At 74.5% G+C, this 14,662-nt stretch carries 14 protein-coding genes and 1 tRNA gene; 2 read left to right on the forward strand and 13 right to left on the reverse strand.

What is annotated here, in order from left to right; translation table 11 throughout:
* Positions 1-10 precede the first annotated feature (10 nt).
* Entirely contained in the window at positions 11-1,180 is a 1,170-nt protein-coding gene (locus FJR00_RS00420) for an NADH-quinone oxidoreductase subunit D (RefSeq protein WP_238330214.1), read from the forward strand.
* Positions 1,181-1,193: 13 nt separating this feature from the next.
* Here FJR00_RS00420 and FJR00_RS00425 read toward each other — a convergent pair whose 3' ends face one another.
* The 11 genes from FJR00_RS00425 to FJR00_RS00475 form a co-directional block, all read right to left on the reverse strand.
* The gene (locus tag FJR00_RS00425) at positions 1,194-1,832 is read right to left on the reverse strand and encodes a lysoplasmalogenase (protein ID WP_238330215.1); all 639 of its coding nucleotides are present in this window, start codon (positions 1,830-1,832) and stop codon (positions 1,194-1,196) included.
* Positions 1,829-2,485 (reverse strand): class I SAM-dependent methyltransferase, encoded by a 657-nt coding sequence (locus FJR00_RS00430; RefSeq protein WP_238330216.1) that lies wholly within the window; start codon positions 2,483-2,485, stop codon positions 1,829-1,831. Before FJR00_RS00430 ends, FJR00_RS00425 begins: the two co-directional genes overlap by 4 nt.
* Before the next feature lie 19 nt (positions 2,486-2,504).
* The gene (locus FJR00_RS00435; RefSeq protein WP_075958051.1) at positions 2,505-3,008 is read right to left on the reverse strand and encodes a DUF3180 family protein; all 504 of its coding nucleotides are present in this window, start codon (positions 3,006-3,008) and stop codon (positions 2,505-2,507) included.
* Positions 3,005-3,922: a dihydroneopterin aldolase gene (gene folB, locus FJR00_RS00440; protein WP_141336988.1), complete on the reverse strand. Its 918-nt coding sequence runs from the start codon at positions 3,920-3,922 to the stop codon at positions 3,005-3,007. Before folB ends, FJR00_RS00435 begins: the two co-directional genes overlap by 4 nt.
* A complete protein-coding gene (gene folP / locus FJR00_RS00445; RefSeq protein WP_141337140.1) occupies positions 3,915-4,733 on the reverse strand; it encodes a dihydropteroate synthase in 819 nt (272 codons plus the stop codon). The genes folB and folP overlap by 8 nt, the downstream gene beginning before the upstream one ends.
* Positions 4,734-4,783: 50 nt before the next feature.
* The gene (folE, locus tag FJR00_RS00450) at positions 4,784-5,488 is read right to left on the reverse strand and encodes a GTP cyclohydrolase I FolE (protein WP_083664109.1); all 705 of its coding nucleotides are present in this window, start codon (positions 5,486-5,488) and stop codon (positions 4,784-4,786) included.
* A complete protein-coding gene (gene ftsH / locus FJR00_RS00455) occupies positions 5,466-7,502 on the reverse strand; it encodes an ATP-dependent zinc metalloprotease FtsH (protein WP_141336989.1) in 2,037 nt (678 codons plus the stop codon). Before ftsH ends, folE begins: the two co-directional genes overlap by 23 nt.
* Before the next feature lie 145 nt (positions 7,503-7,647).
* Entirely contained in the window at positions 7,648-8,199 is a 552-nt protein-coding gene (gene hpt, locus FJR00_RS00460) for a hypoxanthine phosphoribosyltransferase (protein WP_141336990.1), read from the reverse strand.
* Between the two features lie 80 nt (positions 8,200-8,279).
* Complete coding sequence (gene tilS / locus FJR00_RS00465; RefSeq protein WP_141336991.1) at positions 8,280-9,284, reverse strand: tRNA lysidine(34) synthetase TilS; 1,005 nt, start codon at positions 9,282-9,284, stop codon at positions 8,280-8,282.
* A 16-nt stretch (positions 9,285-9,300) separates the two neighbouring features.
* Entirely contained in the window at positions 9,301-10,479 is a 1,179-nt protein-coding gene (locus tag FJR00_RS00470; protein WP_141336992.1) for a zinc-dependent metalloprotease, read from the reverse strand.
* Positions 10,480-10,526: 47 nt separating this feature from the next.
* Entirely contained in the window at positions 10,527-12,128 is a 1,602-nt protein-coding gene (locus tag FJR00_RS00475) for a D-alanyl-D-alanine carboxypeptidase/D-alanyl-D-alanine-endopeptidase (protein WP_141336993.1), read from the reverse strand.
* Positions 12,129-12,219: 91 nt separating this feature from the next.
* On the opposite strand from FJR00_RS00475, the gene FJR00_RS00480 reads away from it, so the two are divergent.
* A complete protein-coding gene (locus FJR00_RS00480; RefSeq protein ID WP_075958057.1) occupies positions 12,220-12,741 on the forward strand; it encodes an inorganic diphosphatase in 522 nt (173 codons plus the stop codon).
* Between the two features lie 92 nt (positions 12,742-12,833).
* Here FJR00_RS00480 and FJR00_RS00485 read toward each other — a convergent pair.
* Both FJR00_RS00485 and FJR00_RS00490 read right to left on the reverse strand, forming a co-directional pair.
* Positions 12,834-12,907: transfer RNA gene (locus FJR00_RS00485), tRNA-Thr, on the reverse strand.
* Between the two features lie 61 nt (positions 12,908-12,968).
* A complete protein-coding gene (locus FJR00_RS00490) occupies positions 12,969-14,639 on the reverse strand; it encodes an alpha/beta hydrolase (RefSeq protein WP_238330217.1) in 1,671 nt (556 codons plus the stop codon).
* Positions 14,640-14,662: the final 23 nt, after the last annotated feature.

The raw sequence follows: 14,662 nt of genomic DNA on the forward strand, positions 1-14,662 counted from the left end.
GGTGGCCCAGGTGAGCACCCGCGACCTGGACGTCTCCCTCGGCGCCGCCGGCGTCGGTGGGGTGAGCACCACCGAGATGGTGCTCAACATCGGCCCGCAGCACCCGGCCACGCACGGCGTCCTGCGGCTGCGGCTGACCGTGGACGGGGAGCGGATCATCGCCGCCGAGCCGATGATCGGCTACATGCACCGGGGGGCCGAGAAGCTCTTCGAGGTCCGCGACTACCGGCAGATCCTCGTCCTGGCCAACCGGCACGACTGGCTGTCGGCGTTCAACAACGAGGTCGGCGTGGCCCTGACCGTCGAGCACCTGCTGGGGATGGAGGTGCCCGAACGGGCGACCTGGACCCGGACGCTGCTCTCCGAGCTGGGCCGTGTCCTGAACCACCTCATGTTCCTGGGGTCCTACCCGCTGGAGCTGGGCGCGATCACCCCGATGTTCTACTCCTTCCGGGAGCGGGAGGAGCTGCAGGCCGTCATGGAGGAGTACTCCGGCGGCCGGATGCACTACATGGCCAACCGTGTGGGCGGGCTGCTGCACGACCTGCCCGAGGGCTGGCTGGACCGGGTCGACGCCGCCGTCGAGCAGGTCCGGGAGCGGATGCCCGAACTGGAGTCGATGCTGCTGGGCAACGAGATCGTCCTGGCCCGCACGCGCGGGGTGGGCGTGCTGGAGATGGCCGACGTCCTGGCCTACGGCGTGTCCGGGCCGATCGCCCGCGCCTCCGGCCTGGACGTGGACCTGCGGCGTGACGAGCCCTACCTGGCCTACGCCGAGCTCTTCGGCGAGGGTGGTCCGGGTCGGGTGGTGACCCGGGAGGAGGGGGACTGCTACGCCCGGCTGGAGGTGCTCGCCGAGCAGGTGCACGTCTCGCTGGACCTGGCCCGGGCGTGCACGGAACGGCTGCGCGAGCTGGGTCCGGGCCCCTACGACACCCGGCTGCCCAAGGTGCTCAAGGTGCCCGAGGGGGCGCACTACCTGGCGACCGAGAACCCGCTGGGCTTCAACGGCTACCACCTCGTCAGCCGCGGGGACAAGGCCCCCCACCGGCTCAAGCTGCGCTCGGCGTCGTTCAACAACGTCCAGGTGCTGCGCGAGATGCTGCCCGGCACCGTCGTGGCCGACATGGTGGCCATCCTCGGGTCGATGTTCTTCGTCGTGGGCGACGTCGACCGGTAGACGGCCCCCGACGTCAGCCCTGCACGAGCCAGCCGACGAGGCCGGCCTGGCCCAGGTGGTAGGTGACCATGACCACCGTCGGGCCCCGCCGGTGCTCCGTGAGGAACCGGTTCCAGGCCAGCGTGGCGTCCGAGACGTAGAAGAGCACGGCCCCCGCCACGGCCCACGGGTGCGCCGTCCCGAACGCGGTGACCACCATGGCCGAGATCACGACCAGGTAGGCGACGACCGGGCCCAGGAGCGAGGCGTGCTCGCCCCGGCGGAGGCGGGCGAGCCGGGGGACGGCGGCGACGGCGGCCGCCGCCACGAGCGCGAGGCCGACCAGCATCCATCCGGGGGAGGTCGGTGCCAGCAGCAGGCCCACCACGTACGCCACGTGGGCGGCCAGGAACGACACCAGGCCGGGAACGAACCAGCGCCGGGAGCCCAGGAGGAACACGTCCCCCGCCAGGGACAGCACCAGCCCGACCACCATCCAGGCCCGGACGGCCGGGTCCACGGGCTCGAGGGTGACGGCCACGCCGATCAGCGCCACCAGCGCCGACGGCTTGGTCACCGGCCGCCAGGCCCGGCGTCCCGTCCCGACGACGGTCCAGTCGGTCACGGCGAGGACCGCGAAGACGACGGCGAGGCCCCAGGCGACGGGGGTCAACGGGAGCCGGGCCCGGTCCGCCTCAACACGCTCACCGCGAACGTGGCGTCCTCGTCCCAGGGGCGCAGGTCCCAGGTCGCGAACCGGTGCTGGAGGGTGAGCCCGGCCGACGGGAGCGCCGCGTCGAGGTCGGCGGGCGTGAACCCCCGGGTGACCCGGCAGCCCACGAGCACGAAGCCGCCGGGCCGCACGGCGGCCGCGACCCGGCCCAGGGCGGCGGCCCGGTGCTCCACCGGCAGGAAGTCCAGGACGTTGCCGGCGAGCAGCGCGCCGTCGAAGGGCCGCTCCTGCCCCTCGGCGGCCAGGTCCAGGGTGGCCAGGTCGGCGACCAGCCAGGTCGCGTCGGGGTGGTCCTCGCGGGCGGCTGAGACCAGGACGGGGTCGATGTCCACCCCGACGACCTCGTGGCCGAGCCGGGCCAGGTGGCCACCGTGCCGGCCCGGGCCGCAGCCGGCGTCGAGCAGGCGGGCACCCCGGGGGGCCAGGACGTCGACGAGCCGGGACTCGCCCTCCACGTCGTCGCCGCGGGCCCCCATGACGCGGAACCGCTCCACGTACCACCGCGAGTGCTCCGGGTCGGCCAGCCCGGGCCACAGCGAGGTGCGCCCGGTGACGGAGGCCGGTTCGACGGGGGTGTTGCCGTGCTCGCTCACCCGGCCACTGTAGGCCGGTTCAGCCGTAGGCCAGGTCGGCGTCGGGGATCTCGTCGCCGTCGTCGTCGTCCCCCTCGCCCGGCGGGATCCGGCACCAGGCCTGGCCGACGTAGCCCACCACCGAGAGCAGCAGCGCGGCCCCGGCGTGGACCAGCCCCCAGACCAGCTGGGCGCGCTCCCCCGGCACGTCGGCGTTCGGCAGGTGCACGACCGCGTTGGCCAGGTACCACCCCACGAGGGCGGCACCGCCGAGGGCGGCCGCCTGCGCGCCCACGAGGGTCCCCCGCCCCCGCTGGGGGCTCGGCCGGGCGGTCCCCCTGCCGCGGAGGTAGCGCCGGATCTGCCAGCTGAGGACGAGCACCAGGAGGGTCACCGCGACGAGCGGCACCAGCCCCAGCCAGGAGATCACCGGGTACCCGGCGCCGAGGGAGCGCAGCAGCTGCAGCACGAGCCAGCCGGCCATCCCGGTCAGCACCCCCACGAGGACACCGGTGGCGGGGCGGACCCCCTCGGCCGGGTTCATCGCGACGTCCCCTCCTCCAGCGGGTGCAGCTCCTGGTCCACCAGGGAGGGTATGAGGTCGCGCACCGCGCGCACGTCCCGCCCCGTCCGCAGGTGGGCGTCGGGGTCCAGGTCCAGCCACGGCCGGAGCACGAAGGCGCGCTCGGAGGCCCGTGGGTGCGGCAGGGTCAGGTCGGTGGTCGCGGAGCGGACGTCGGTGCCGGCCAGCGGGTCGCCGTACTGCACCAGGTCCAGGTCCAGGGTCCGGGCGCCCCAGCGGACCTGGCGGGTCCGTCCGTGCTCCTCCTCGAGCCGGAGGAGCCGGGCCAGGAGGGTGGCCGGGGCCAGGCTGGTGCGGGCGAGGACCACCCCGTTGACGTAGTCCGGCTGCCCGGCGACGGCGGGCCCGCCGAGGGGGGCGCTGGTGTAGAGCGGGGAGAGCCGGACCGCGCGCAGGCCGCGGACGCGGTGCAGGCCGCGTGCCGCGGCCCGGACGGTGCGGGCGGGGTCGTTGCCGTCGTCGGTGGGCAGGTTGGCGCCGACGGCGATGACGACGGGCACGTCCCGACGGCGGCGGACGACGACCGCGACGTCGTCGAAGGGCACGCCGACGGGGGCCTGCGGCTTGTGCACGGTCACCTCGACCGTCTCGACCGCGGGGCGGGCCAGGACCACGGCGGCGATCTCCTCGGCCACGGACTCGATGAGGTCCCGGGGCGGTCCCTCGACCACCGCGACGACGCCGGCGGCGACCTCGCCGTAGTGCACCGTCCGGGACAGGTCGTCGGTGGTGCCGGCCGGCGCCAGGTCCAGGCCGAGCACCACGTCGACGACGAAGTCCTGGCCGTCCCGGCGCTCGTGCTCGAACACGCCGTGGTGGCCGCGCGCCCGCACCCCGGTCAGCCGGACCTGGTCACCCCGGGCGAGGTCAGCCACGGTGCCGCTCCGTCATCTCGTGCACGGCCAGCGCGTCCCGGGTGGAGGCGACGTCGTGCACCCGCACCGCCCAGCAGCCTGCCCGGGTGGCCAGCAGGCTGGTCGCCGCGGTGGCCACGTCCCGGTCGGCCGGCCGGCTGGCCGGGGCGTCCTCGTCGAGCGGTGCGCCCGGCCGGGCGGGCAGCCGACCGAGGAAGCGCTTGCGGGAGGCGCCGAGCAGGACGGGGTGGCCCAGGTCGAGCACGCGGTCGAGGTGCGCCAGCAGGGTCCAGTTGTGCGCCGCGTCCTTGGAGAACCCCAGACCCGGGTCGAGCACGATCTGGGCGGGGTCCACCCCCTGGCCCGAGAGGGTGGCGGCCCGGTCGGCGAGCTCGGCGCAGACCTCAGCGACGACGTCGTCGTAGTGCGGCCGGGCGTGCGGGTCGCTGAGCAGCCCCCGCCAGTGCATGACGACGAACGGGGCGCCGCTGGCGGCCACCACTCCGGCCATACGCTCGTCCGCCAGCCCGCCGGAGACGTCGTTGACGACCGCGGCGCCGGCCTCCAGGGCGGCACGGGCCACCGAGGCCCGCATCGTGTCGACCGAGACCACGTGCCCCAGGGAGGCCAGCTCGGCGACGACCGGCAGGACCCGGTCCATCTCCTCCGCCTCGTCGGGACGCGTGCTCCCCGGGCGGGTCGACTCGCCCCCCACGTCCAGCAGGTCGGCACCCTCCGCGGCGAGGCGACGGCCGTGCTCGACCGCCGCGCGGGCGTCGGGCAGGCGACCGCCGTCGCTGAAGGAGTCGGGGGTGACGTTGACGATGCCCATGATCCGGGTCGGGCCCGGTCGGACCAGGTCGGCGACGGGGGGCACCACGGTCACGTGCTCCGGCCGGTCATCAGACTCATCGCCTCGGCCCGGGTGGCGGGGTCGCGCAGCATGCCGCGTACCGCCGAGGTCGTCGTCCGCGCGCCCGGACGACGCACGCCCCGCATGGACATGCACAGGTGCTCGGCCTCGACCACGACCATCACCCCGCCGGGGTCGAGGTGGTCGACGAGCGCCTCGGCGATCTGGGTGGTCAGCCGCTCCTGCACCTGGGGCCGGCGGGCGTAGACGTCGACCAGCCGGGCGAGCTTGGACAGCCCGACGACGCGCCCGTCCCGGCCCGGGACGTAGCCGATGTGGGCCACCCCGTGGAAGGGGACCAGGTGGTGCTCGCACACGCTGTAGAGGGCGATGTCACGCACGATGATCATCTCGTCGTGCTCCACGTCGAACCGGGTCCCGAGGACCTCGGAGGCGTCCTGGCGCAGCCCGGAGAAGACCTCGGCGTAGGACCGGGCGACCCGGGCCGGGGTGTCCCGCAGGCCGTCCCGGTCGGGGTCCTCGCCGACGGCGAGGAGGATCTCGCGCACGGCCGCCGCGATCCGGTCGTGGTCGACCTCCTGCACGACCGGCCCGCCGGGGGCGTCGGCCTCGTCCGTCAGGACCGGCCGGGACGCGTCGCCACCCGGGTCAGTGCCCGGGTCAGTGCCCGGGCCCGCCTGCTGGGCCGGGTCACCGGTTCCCGGGGTCGACATACCCGCCCTCCGGGACCTCGACGACCTTGTGCGGCGGGTGCTCCTGCCCGTCCTCGGCCGCCGGCCCGTGGCCGTTGGCCATGGCGTGCTTCTCCGCCTCGGTGAGCACCGGCCCCTCGGTGTGCACGTGCCGGCTGTCGGAGGAGAGCCACACGGGCCGTTCGGGGCGCCTGCGCACGTCCTTGAAGATCTCGGCGATCGCCGCGGCGTTGAGCGTCTCCTTCTCCAGCAGCTCCAGGACGAGGGCGTCCAGGACGTCCCGGTTGTCGTTGAGCGCGTGCCAGGCCTCGTCGTGCGCGGCCTCGATGAGCCGGCGGACCTCCTGGTCGACGACGCCGGCCAGGTCCTCGGAGTAGTCCCGCTCGTGACCCATGTCGCGGCCGAGGAAGACCTCGCCGCCGGCGGAGCCGAGCTTGACCGCCCCGACCCGCTCGCTCATCCCGAACTGGGTGACCATCTTGCGGGCCAGGCCGGTGGCCTTCTCGATGTCGTTGGCGGCCCCGGTGGTGGGGTCGTGGAAGACCAGCTCCTCGGCGACCCGGCCGCCCAGGGCGTAGGCGAGCTGGTCGAGCAGCTCGTTGCGGGTCGTGGAGTACTTGTCGTCCGCCGGGAGCACCATCGTGTAGCCCAGGGCGCGGCCGCGCGGCAGGATCGTCACCTTGCTCACCGGGTCGGTGTGGTTCATCGCCGCGGCCACCAGGGCGTGCCCACCCTCGTGGTAGGCGGTGATCTTCTTCTCCTTGGCGCTCATCACCCGGGTCCGCTTCTGCGGGCCGGCCATGACCCGGTCGATCGCCTCGTCGAGGTCGTGGTCGTTGATGACCTTCTCGTTCTTGCGGGCAGCCAGCAGCGCGGCCTCGTTGAGCACGTTGGCCAGGTCGGCGCCGGAGAACCCGGGGGTCCGGCGGGCGATCGCCATGAGGTCCACGTCGGCGAGCGGCTTTCCCTTGCCGTGCACCTGGAGGATGTGCAGCCGGCCGAGCATGTCGGGGGCCTCGACGGCGATCTGCCGGTCGAAGCGGCCCGGGCGCAGCAGCGCGGGGTCGAGGATGTCGGGCCGGTTGGTGGCCGCGATGAGGATGACGTTGGTCTTGACGTCGAAGCCGTCCATCTCCACCAGCAGCTGGTTCAGCGTCTGCTCGCGCTCGTCGTGCCCGCCGCCCATGCCGGCGCCGCGGTGCCGGCCGACGGCGTCGATCTCGTCGACGAAGATGATCGCCGGGGCGTTCTCCTTGGCCTGCTCGAACAGGTCACGCACGCGGGAGGCGCCGACGCCGACGAACATCTCGACGAAGTCCGACCCGCTGATGGAGTAGAACGGCACGCCGGCCTCCCCGGCGACCGCCCGGGCCAGCAGGGTCTTGCCGGTGCCGGGAGGGCCGTAGAGCAGCACGCCCTTGGGGATCTTGGCCCCGACCTCGAGGAACTTGCGGGGCTCGGAGAGGAACTCCTTGATCTCGTGCAGCTCCTCGACCGCCTCGTCCGCGCCGGCCACGTCGGCGAAGGTGACCTTGGGCATGTCCTTGGTGGCCAGCTTGGCCTTGGACTTGCCGAACTGCATGACGCCCCGGCCGCCGCCCTGCATCCGCGTCATCAGCCACAGGAACAGACCCAGGATGAGCAGCAGCGGCAGGAAGTTGACCAGCATCGAGACGAACACGTTCGGCCGGGCCGGGTCGTCGGTCCAGGTCTCGCTCGGCGGGTTCTCGTCCAGCGCGGCGATGATCTGCTCGCCCCGCGCCTCCACGTAGTAGGCCTGCACCTTCCCGGTCTCACGCACGTCGGGGCTGGAGAAGGTCTCCCCCTCCTTGAGCGTCAGGTCCACCCGGTCGGGGGTGACGACGGCCTCGGCGACCTTCTCGTCCCGGATGAGCTCCAGGGCGTCGACGGTGTCGATGCGGGTGAACGCGCTGGGGGACAGCAGGGAGAACCACAGGATGCCCATGCCCAGGAACAGGAAGATCCAGATCCACGGACTGGGCTTGGGTCGGGGTCGCGGCTTGGCGGTGCTCATGTGGTCGCGTCGGGGTCGGCGCGGGTCGGACGCGCTGGCCCCGGTCCTCCTGATCGTTCGATGTCGGCACGGGTCTCCTGCCGACAACGTGCGGCAGGGGGCCAGTGTTCCATCACCCGGGGGGCCGCGCCCCCTGGCACCCCCGTCAGCTGTAGACGTGCGGCGCCAGGGTGCCGATGACGCGCAGGTTGCGGAACTTCTCCGCGTAGTCCAGCCCGTAGCCCACGACGAAGGCGTTGGGGATCTCGAAGCCGACGTAGCGCACGTCGATGGAGACCTTGGCCGCCTCGGGCTTGCGCAGCAGCGTGCAGATCTCCACCGACGCGGGGCGGCGCGACTCGAGGTTCGTGCGGATCCAGCTCAGCGTCAGCCCGGAGTCGATGATGTCCTCGACGATGAGCACGTGCCGGCCGCTGATGTCGGTGTCCAGGTCCTTGAGGATGCGCACCACCCCGCTGGACTTGGTCCCCGAGCCGTAGCTGCTGACCGCCATCCAGTCCATCTCCGCCGACCCCGGCAGGGCCCGGGCGAAGTCGGCCATCACCATGACCGCCCCCTTGAGGACGCCGACGAGGAGCACGTCCTTGTCGGCGTAGTCCTGCCACACCTGCGACGCGAGCTCGGCCAGCCGCTGCTGGATCTGCTCCTCGGTGAACATCACGTCCTCCAGGTCGGCACCCATGTGCTCGGCATCCACGGGCCTGCTCCTTCGTGTCGGGGGTCGTCGTCCCGGGTCGAACGTCCCGGGGTCGGGGTGCAGCGTTCGTGGCCATTCAACTACGGACGGCCCAGGTGCAGCAGGCCGCCCTCCCGCCGGGCCCGCACCGAGCCGGGCAGGTGGACCGGCCCCTGCCCGTGCCAGTCCGTGACCAGGGTGTCGACGGCGCGCAGGTGCTCGCCGGTGAGGTCGGTGCCCGGGCTGCCCTCGGCCAGGGCGACGCGGCGCCAGAGCCGGCGACGCACGGCGGGGGGCAGGGCCCGCACGGCGCGCACCTCCCACGGGGGCGGTCCCAGGTCCTCGTACGCCCTGGCGCTCACCTCCTCGAGAGCGTCGGCGTCGTCGCGCAGCAGCTCGGCCGACCGCGCCAGGCCGGCCACGAGCCCCGGGCCGAGCTCGTCCTCGAGCAGGACCATCGCCAGACGGGCACGCACCCGGGCGAAGCGGGGATCGGCGTTGTGCGGGTCGGTCCAGGGCGTCAGCCCCAGGGAGCCGCAGGCCTGCACGGTTTGGGCCCGGCCGACCCCCAGGAACGGTCGGACCAGCCGCACCTCCGGGTCCGCCCCGAGGGCGCGGACGGGGCGCATGCCGGCCAGCGACCGGGCCCCCGAGCCGCGGGCCAGGCCCAGCAGCACCTGCTCGGCCTGGTCCTCCCGGGTGTGCCCGGTGAGGACCGCCACCGCCCCGAGCCGGCGGGCCGCCGCCAGGAGCGCGGCATACCGGGCCCGCCGCGCCGCCCCCTCGGGCCCCGGCCCCGGACCCGACGCCGGGGTGGCGGCCCCGTCGACCCGGACGACCTCCACCGGGCTCAGGCCCAGCGCCCGGCACGCCTCGGCGGCCTCGGCGGCGACCCGCCGGGAGCCGTCCTGGAGCCCGTGGTCGACGACGGCGGCACCGGCCGTGAGCCCCGCCCGGGACGCCTCGAACGCGGTGGCCGCGGCGAGCGCGAGGGAGTCGGCCCCGCCCGAGCAGGCGACGAGCACCGGCCCGGCCGTCGGCAGGGACGCCAGCGTCCGGCGCACGGCCACGCGGGTGGCGGCGACGGCGGGGTGCGGCCCGGGCACGGGAGCGACCGACGGGTCAGCCGTGGACCCGGGCGACCCAGGTGTGCGGCTCGGCGATCTCGGTGGGCCGCGGCAGGGTCTGCGGCGAGGTCCACAGGGCGTTGAAGCCGTCCACGCCGACCTGGTCCGTCACGGCCCGGACGAAGACGGCGCCGTCGTGGTACTGACGCATCTTGGCCTCCATCCCCAGCAGCCGCCGCAGCAGCTTGTCGACGCCGCCGGCCCCCTTGCGCCGCTCGGTGAACCGGGACCGGATGGTGGCCACCGTGGGGATCACGCTGGGGCCCACCTCGTCCATGACGACGTCGGCGTGCCCCTCGAGCAGGGACATCACCGCGGTCACCTCGGCGAGCCGTTTACGCTGCTCGGGGCTGGCCAGCACCTGGGTGATGTCGGTGTCGCCGCGCAGCACGCCCGGGACCTGGGACACGATCTCCCCCAGCCGCTGGGCGAGCTGGTCCGGCTCGGGCATCATCCGGGCACCCACGGAGCGGGCCTGCTCGATGAGGTGCTCCCGCAGCCAGGGCACCGCGGTGAACTGCACCCGGTGGGTCTCCTCGTGCATCGCCACCCACAGGCGGAAGTCCCCGGCGTCCACGTCCAGCTCGCGCTCGGCGGCCAGGATGTTGGGGGCCACGAACATCAACCGGGGCGTGCCCTGCGGCGCGAGGTCGTACTGGCCCAGCACCTTGGTGGAGATCCACGACAGCATCCCGGCGACCTCCGTGCCGGTGACCGCCGAGCCGATCCGCTGGGCGGTGGGGCCGACCTCGGCCAGCTCCTTGCCGCGCGTCCGGGCCCGGGCCCGGTCGGCCACCCGCTTCCTGGACACGACCTCGTCGAGGACGGGGGCCAGCATGGCTCCCATCGACGCGGCGTTGGCGGCGATCCACCCCGGACGGTCGACGACGAGGGCGGGCGGGGTCCCCGGGGGCGTGCGCAGCCGTGCCGTGGTCGCCACCGGCTCGACCGCGCGTGCGCCCGCGGACCGGAGCTCGGCGACGAGCTGCTCGATCTCGGCGCGGCCCGCGCGGGGCCCCGGGGGCACGAGCCGGCTCGCGGCGGCCGCGGCGAGGTCCCAGTCGACCAGGTCGTGGCCGGCGAGGCCCTCGGCGTCGTCGTCCGGGGTGGCCGGCGGCGGGGTGCCCCCGGGCTCGGTGCCGGTCTGGCCGTGGGGGTCGGGGCGGGTGGTCATGGCCCGACGGTATGCGGTGCGGACGGTCCGCGCGAACGCCCGCGCCCTCAGGAGCAGCCGCAGCGGGCCAGCTCGGCCACCATCTCGTCGAGCACGGACCGGGCCTCCAGGACCGCGCCGTCCCGGCCGATCCGGTCGGCGCCCAGGGCGTAGACGAGGAGGCGGCCGTCCGCGGTCACGACCGTCCCGGCCAGCGACGTCACCCCGGGCAGCGACCCGGTCTTGGCCCGGGCAGTGCCGATGGCCGGGCCGTGCACCGGCAGGTGGAAGCGGGTCGCCAACGTCCCGGTGTAGCCGGCGATCGGCAGCCCTCCGGCCGCCAGCACCTCCTGCAGGTCGGGATGGCTCCCGTCGGCCCCCATGACGAGCAGGTCGGCGACGACGCGGGCCGGCAGGCGGGTCCCGTCCGACAACCCGCTCGTGTCGGCGAGCTCCACCCCGGTGAGGTCCACGCCGTAGGTCGACACCAGGGTCTCCTGGACCCACGCCGTGACGTCCTGCTGGTCGCCGGACCGGCCCGCGGCCACCGCGGCCTGCCGGGACAGCTGCTCCACCATGGCGTTGTCGCTGGTCGCCAGGGCGAGGGCGAGCACGTCCCGCACCGGGGCCGACCGCACCACGCCCAGCTCCTCGGCCACGCCCGCACCCTGCGTGGCGGCGCCCGCGTCCCCGGCCGAGGTCGTGCCGCCCGGGTCGGGGTCCGTGCCGTCGGCCGTGGCCTCCCCCGGGGGCACCTCGACCTCGGGCACGTCCGGCAGCTCGGCCAGGTCCTCGGGGTCGCTGATCTCGGCACCGTCCTCGGCGAGGATCGCGACGCCCTCCTCCACGAGGGCGGCGGCGAAGGCCCGGACCGCCTCCTGGGCCGGGTCGTCCGGGGACGGGTAGAACGGCAGGGCGCGGTCCTCCTCCAGGCCCAGCTGGACGATCCGGCCGGTGTAGCCCTCCGAGACCCACAGGTCGGTCCAGGAGCCCAGCACGTCCGGCCCGGCGGCGTGGCCCAGGTCCACCTGCAGCCGCACCGGACCGCCCGGCCCGTCCTCCGCCAGGGCCTCGGCGACCTGGGCCGCCAGGTCGCCGAGCCCGGCGTGCCCGGCCACGGCGTCGGGGTCCCCCTCCCCCCGGCCGAGGAGCATGTCGCCGCCGGCGACCAGGACGATGTCCTGCGGCCCGGCGCCCCGGACGACCCGCGTCGCGAAGGTGTCCCCGACGTCCAGCCCGGTGACGACCGCCGCGGCGGACAGGATCTTCGTGGTGGAGGCGGGCGTGAGCAGGCGGTCGGCGTTGCGGTCGAGCAGGTGCTCCCCGGTCAGCGCGTCCCGCACGGCGACCGCGCGCCGGTTGGCCGGGCCCAGCCACCGGCTGTCCAGCTCGTCCTCCAGCGCCTCCTCCACCTGGGCCGGGTCGGGCACCGGGCCGTCGGCGACCTGCCCCAGCGGCGGGGTCGTCGTGGTGATGAGCGGCCGCACCTGGGCCGGGCTGGTGGGAGCGGGCGCCGAGGTGGCCCCCGCCGGGTCCGGCGAGGTCGTCGTGACGGCGTCCTCGGGCGAGGTCGCGCTCCCGTCGTCCGGGGCGCCGAGCGCGGGGGCCCCGGCGAGCAGCGCACCCAGGGTCAGGGCCGAGGCGACGGTGCGGACGTGGGAGCGGTGCACCGTTTCCTGCCCTCCGTGGTCGGCGCTCCCCCGGATAGGGAACACTGTGGGCTAGAGCCTAAGCCGAACCCACCAGAAGAGAGCAGCGCACATGCACTTCGACGTGACGATCGAGATCCCGCAGGGCAGCCGCAACAAGTACGAGGTCGACCACGCGACCGGCCGTATCCGGCTGGACCGGATGCTGTTCACCGCGACCCGCTACCCCGCCGACTACGGCTACATCGAGGAGACGCTGGGGGAGGACGGCGACCCCCTGGACGCCCTCGTCCTGCTCGACGAGCCGACCTGGCCGGGATGCCTGGTCGCGGCACGACCGATCGGCATGTTCCACATGCGCGACGAGGCCGGCGGCGACGACAAGATCATCTGCGTGCCGGCCGACGACCCGCGCAAGAGCAACATCCGCGAGCTGGAGCACATCAGCGAGCACACCCGCCTGGAGATCCAGCACTTCTTCGAGGTCTACAAGGACCTGGAGCCGGGCAAGTCCGTGGAGGGCGCCCACTGGGCAGGCCGCGAGGAGGCCGAGCGCTGCTACGAGGAGGCCGTGCAGCGGGCCAAGGACGCCGGCCTGTCCACGGCGCGCTGGCCGATGCCCTCCCACGACTGACCTCTCCGGCGGCTGCCACCGACGACGCGCGGCAGCACCCCGGACGCAGCAGCACCCCGGGCCGTGGAACGGGCCGGGGTGCTGCTGGGACGAGCCGCCTAAGGGAATCGAACCCTTGACCTATTCATTACGAGTGAATCGCTCTGGCCGACTGAGCTAAGGCGGCACGGCTGCGTGCGCAGCCCGAGCGAGAATACCCGACGACGCCGGACCCGCCCAAACCGTGCTCAGCAGGTGAGGCCGTCCTCCGGCACGGTCCCCTCGAGCAGGTAGGCGTCCACCGCGCCGTCGACGCAGTCGTTGGACCGGCCGTAGGCGGTGTGCCCGTCGCCGTCGTAGGTGACCAGCACCCCGGAGTCGAGGACGTCGGCCAGGTCCACGGCCCACTCGTAGGGGGTGGCCGGGTCGCGCGTGGTGCCCAGCACGAGGATCGGCGCCGCGCCGGTCGCGGAGTAGTCCTCGACGGTCTCCGAGGCCTGTGCGGGCCAGACCCCGCAGGCTCCCTCCCCGGCGAGGTAGCGGCCCCAGGTCGGGGAGACCTCCTCGAACTGCGCCCGCACCGCCTCGCTGTCCAGCTCCTCGGTCTCCTCGGCCGGCCGGTCCAGGCAGTTGACGGCGTAGATGGACTGCATGCCGTTGCCCTCGTAGACGCCGTCGGCGCCGCGGCTGGCGTAGGTGTTGGCCAGGAACATCAGCAGGGTCCCGTCGCCCTGCTGGGCCCGCTGGAGGGCCTGGGTGAGGATCGGCCAGAAGTCCTCGGCGTACATGGCCACGACGATCCCGAGCATGCCCCAGCCCTCGGTCAGCTCGGTCACCTCGTCGCCGCTGACCGGCAGGGGGTTCTCGTCCAGGTCGTCGAGGAAGGCCGGGATGGCCGCCATGGCGGTCTCCACGTCCTGCCCGAGCGGGCAGTCCCCACCGGCGACGCAGTCCTCGACGTAGGCGCGGGTGGCCCGTTCGAACCCGGCTGCCTGGCCCAGCCCCATCTCCACCGCCGAGAGGGTGGGGTCGATGGCACCGTCGAGGACGAACCGCCCGACCCGGTCCGGGAACAGGGTCGCGTAGGTGGTCCCGAGGAAGGTGCCGTAGGAGGCCCCCAGGTAGGTGAGGCGCTCCTCCCCCAGGGCCGCCCGCAGGACGTCCAGGTCGCGGGCCGCCTCCACCGTGGAGACGTGCTCGAGGAGGTCTCCCGCGTTGGCCTCGCACGCGGCGGCGAACTCCTCCTGGAGCGTCTCCAGCTCGGCCTCCTCGGCGGGGTCGTCGGGCGAGGGGTCGGAGCCGAGGAACTCGTCCAGCGCGTCGTCGTCGAGGCAGGTGACCGGGGCCGACCGACCGACCCCCCGGGGGTCGAAGCCGACGACGTCGTAGGCCCGGGCCACCTCGGGGGAGACGACGGCCCCGGCCATCATGGCGTAGTCCACGCCGGACGCGCCGGGCCCGCCGGGGTTGACGACCAGGGAGCCCTGGGCCTGCCCGGTCGCCACCGACCGCAGGAGCGCCAGCTCGATCGTGTCCGCGTCCGGCTCGGCGTAGTCGACCGGCACCGTCAACGTCGCGCACTCGAAGCTGCTCTCGCACGCGGACCAGTCCAGCTCCTGGCCGTAGAACTCGGCCAGCCCGGCGGGAGCACCGCCCGCCGATGACCCGGCCGTGCCGGTCGCGGCGTCGTCGTCCGGCGACCCGCTGCCCCCCTCGACGGGGGCCTGGGCGTCGGTGGTCCCGGACCCGTGGTCCTGCTCCACCGGGGCGGGGTCCTGCCCCGGGTCGGTGCCGGGCGTGCACCCGGCCAGGACCGTCAGCGCGGCCACGACGACGGCGGTCCCCAGCCGCGCGGTCCGTCCGCGGCCGGCCGGGTTGGGGGTGGCGCGGCGGGGGCCGGAGGTGCGAGGTGCTGCCACGGGGAGAGGTCCTTTGCGTGCGT

The organism is Ornithinimicrobium kibberense, from assembly GCF_006519705.1.
Taxonomy (GTDB): domain Bacteria; phylum Actinomycetota; class Actinomycetes; order Actinomycetales; family Dermatophilaceae; genus Ornithinicoccus; species Ornithinicoccus kibberensis.

Bases quoted from the DNA above. Each gene is read 5' to 3' on its own strand.
- FJR00_RS00435 (WP_075958051.1), bottom strand. From the start codon at position 3,008: ATGAACCCGGCCGAGGGGGTCCGCCCCGCCACCGGTGTCCTCGTGGGG.
- folP (WP_141337140.1), bottom strand. From the start codon at position 4,733: ATGGGCATCGTCAACGTCACCCCCGACTCCTTCAGCGACGGCGGTCGC.
- folE (WP_083664109.1), bottom strand. From the start codon at position 5,488: ATGTCGACCCCGGGAACCGGTGACCCGGCCCAGCAGGCGGGCCCGGGC.
- ftsH (WP_141336989.1), bottom strand. From the start codon at position 7,502: ATGAGCACCGCCAAGCCGCGACCCCGACCCAAGCCCAGTCCGTGGATC.
- FJR00_RS00470 (WP_141336992.1), bottom strand. From the start codon at position 10,479: ATGACCACCCGCCCCGACCCCCACGGCCAGACCGGCACCGAGCCCGGG.
- FJR00_RS00480 (WP_075958057.1), top strand. From the start codon at position 12,220: ATGCACTTCGACGTGACGATCGAGATCCCGCAGGGCAGCCGCAACAAG.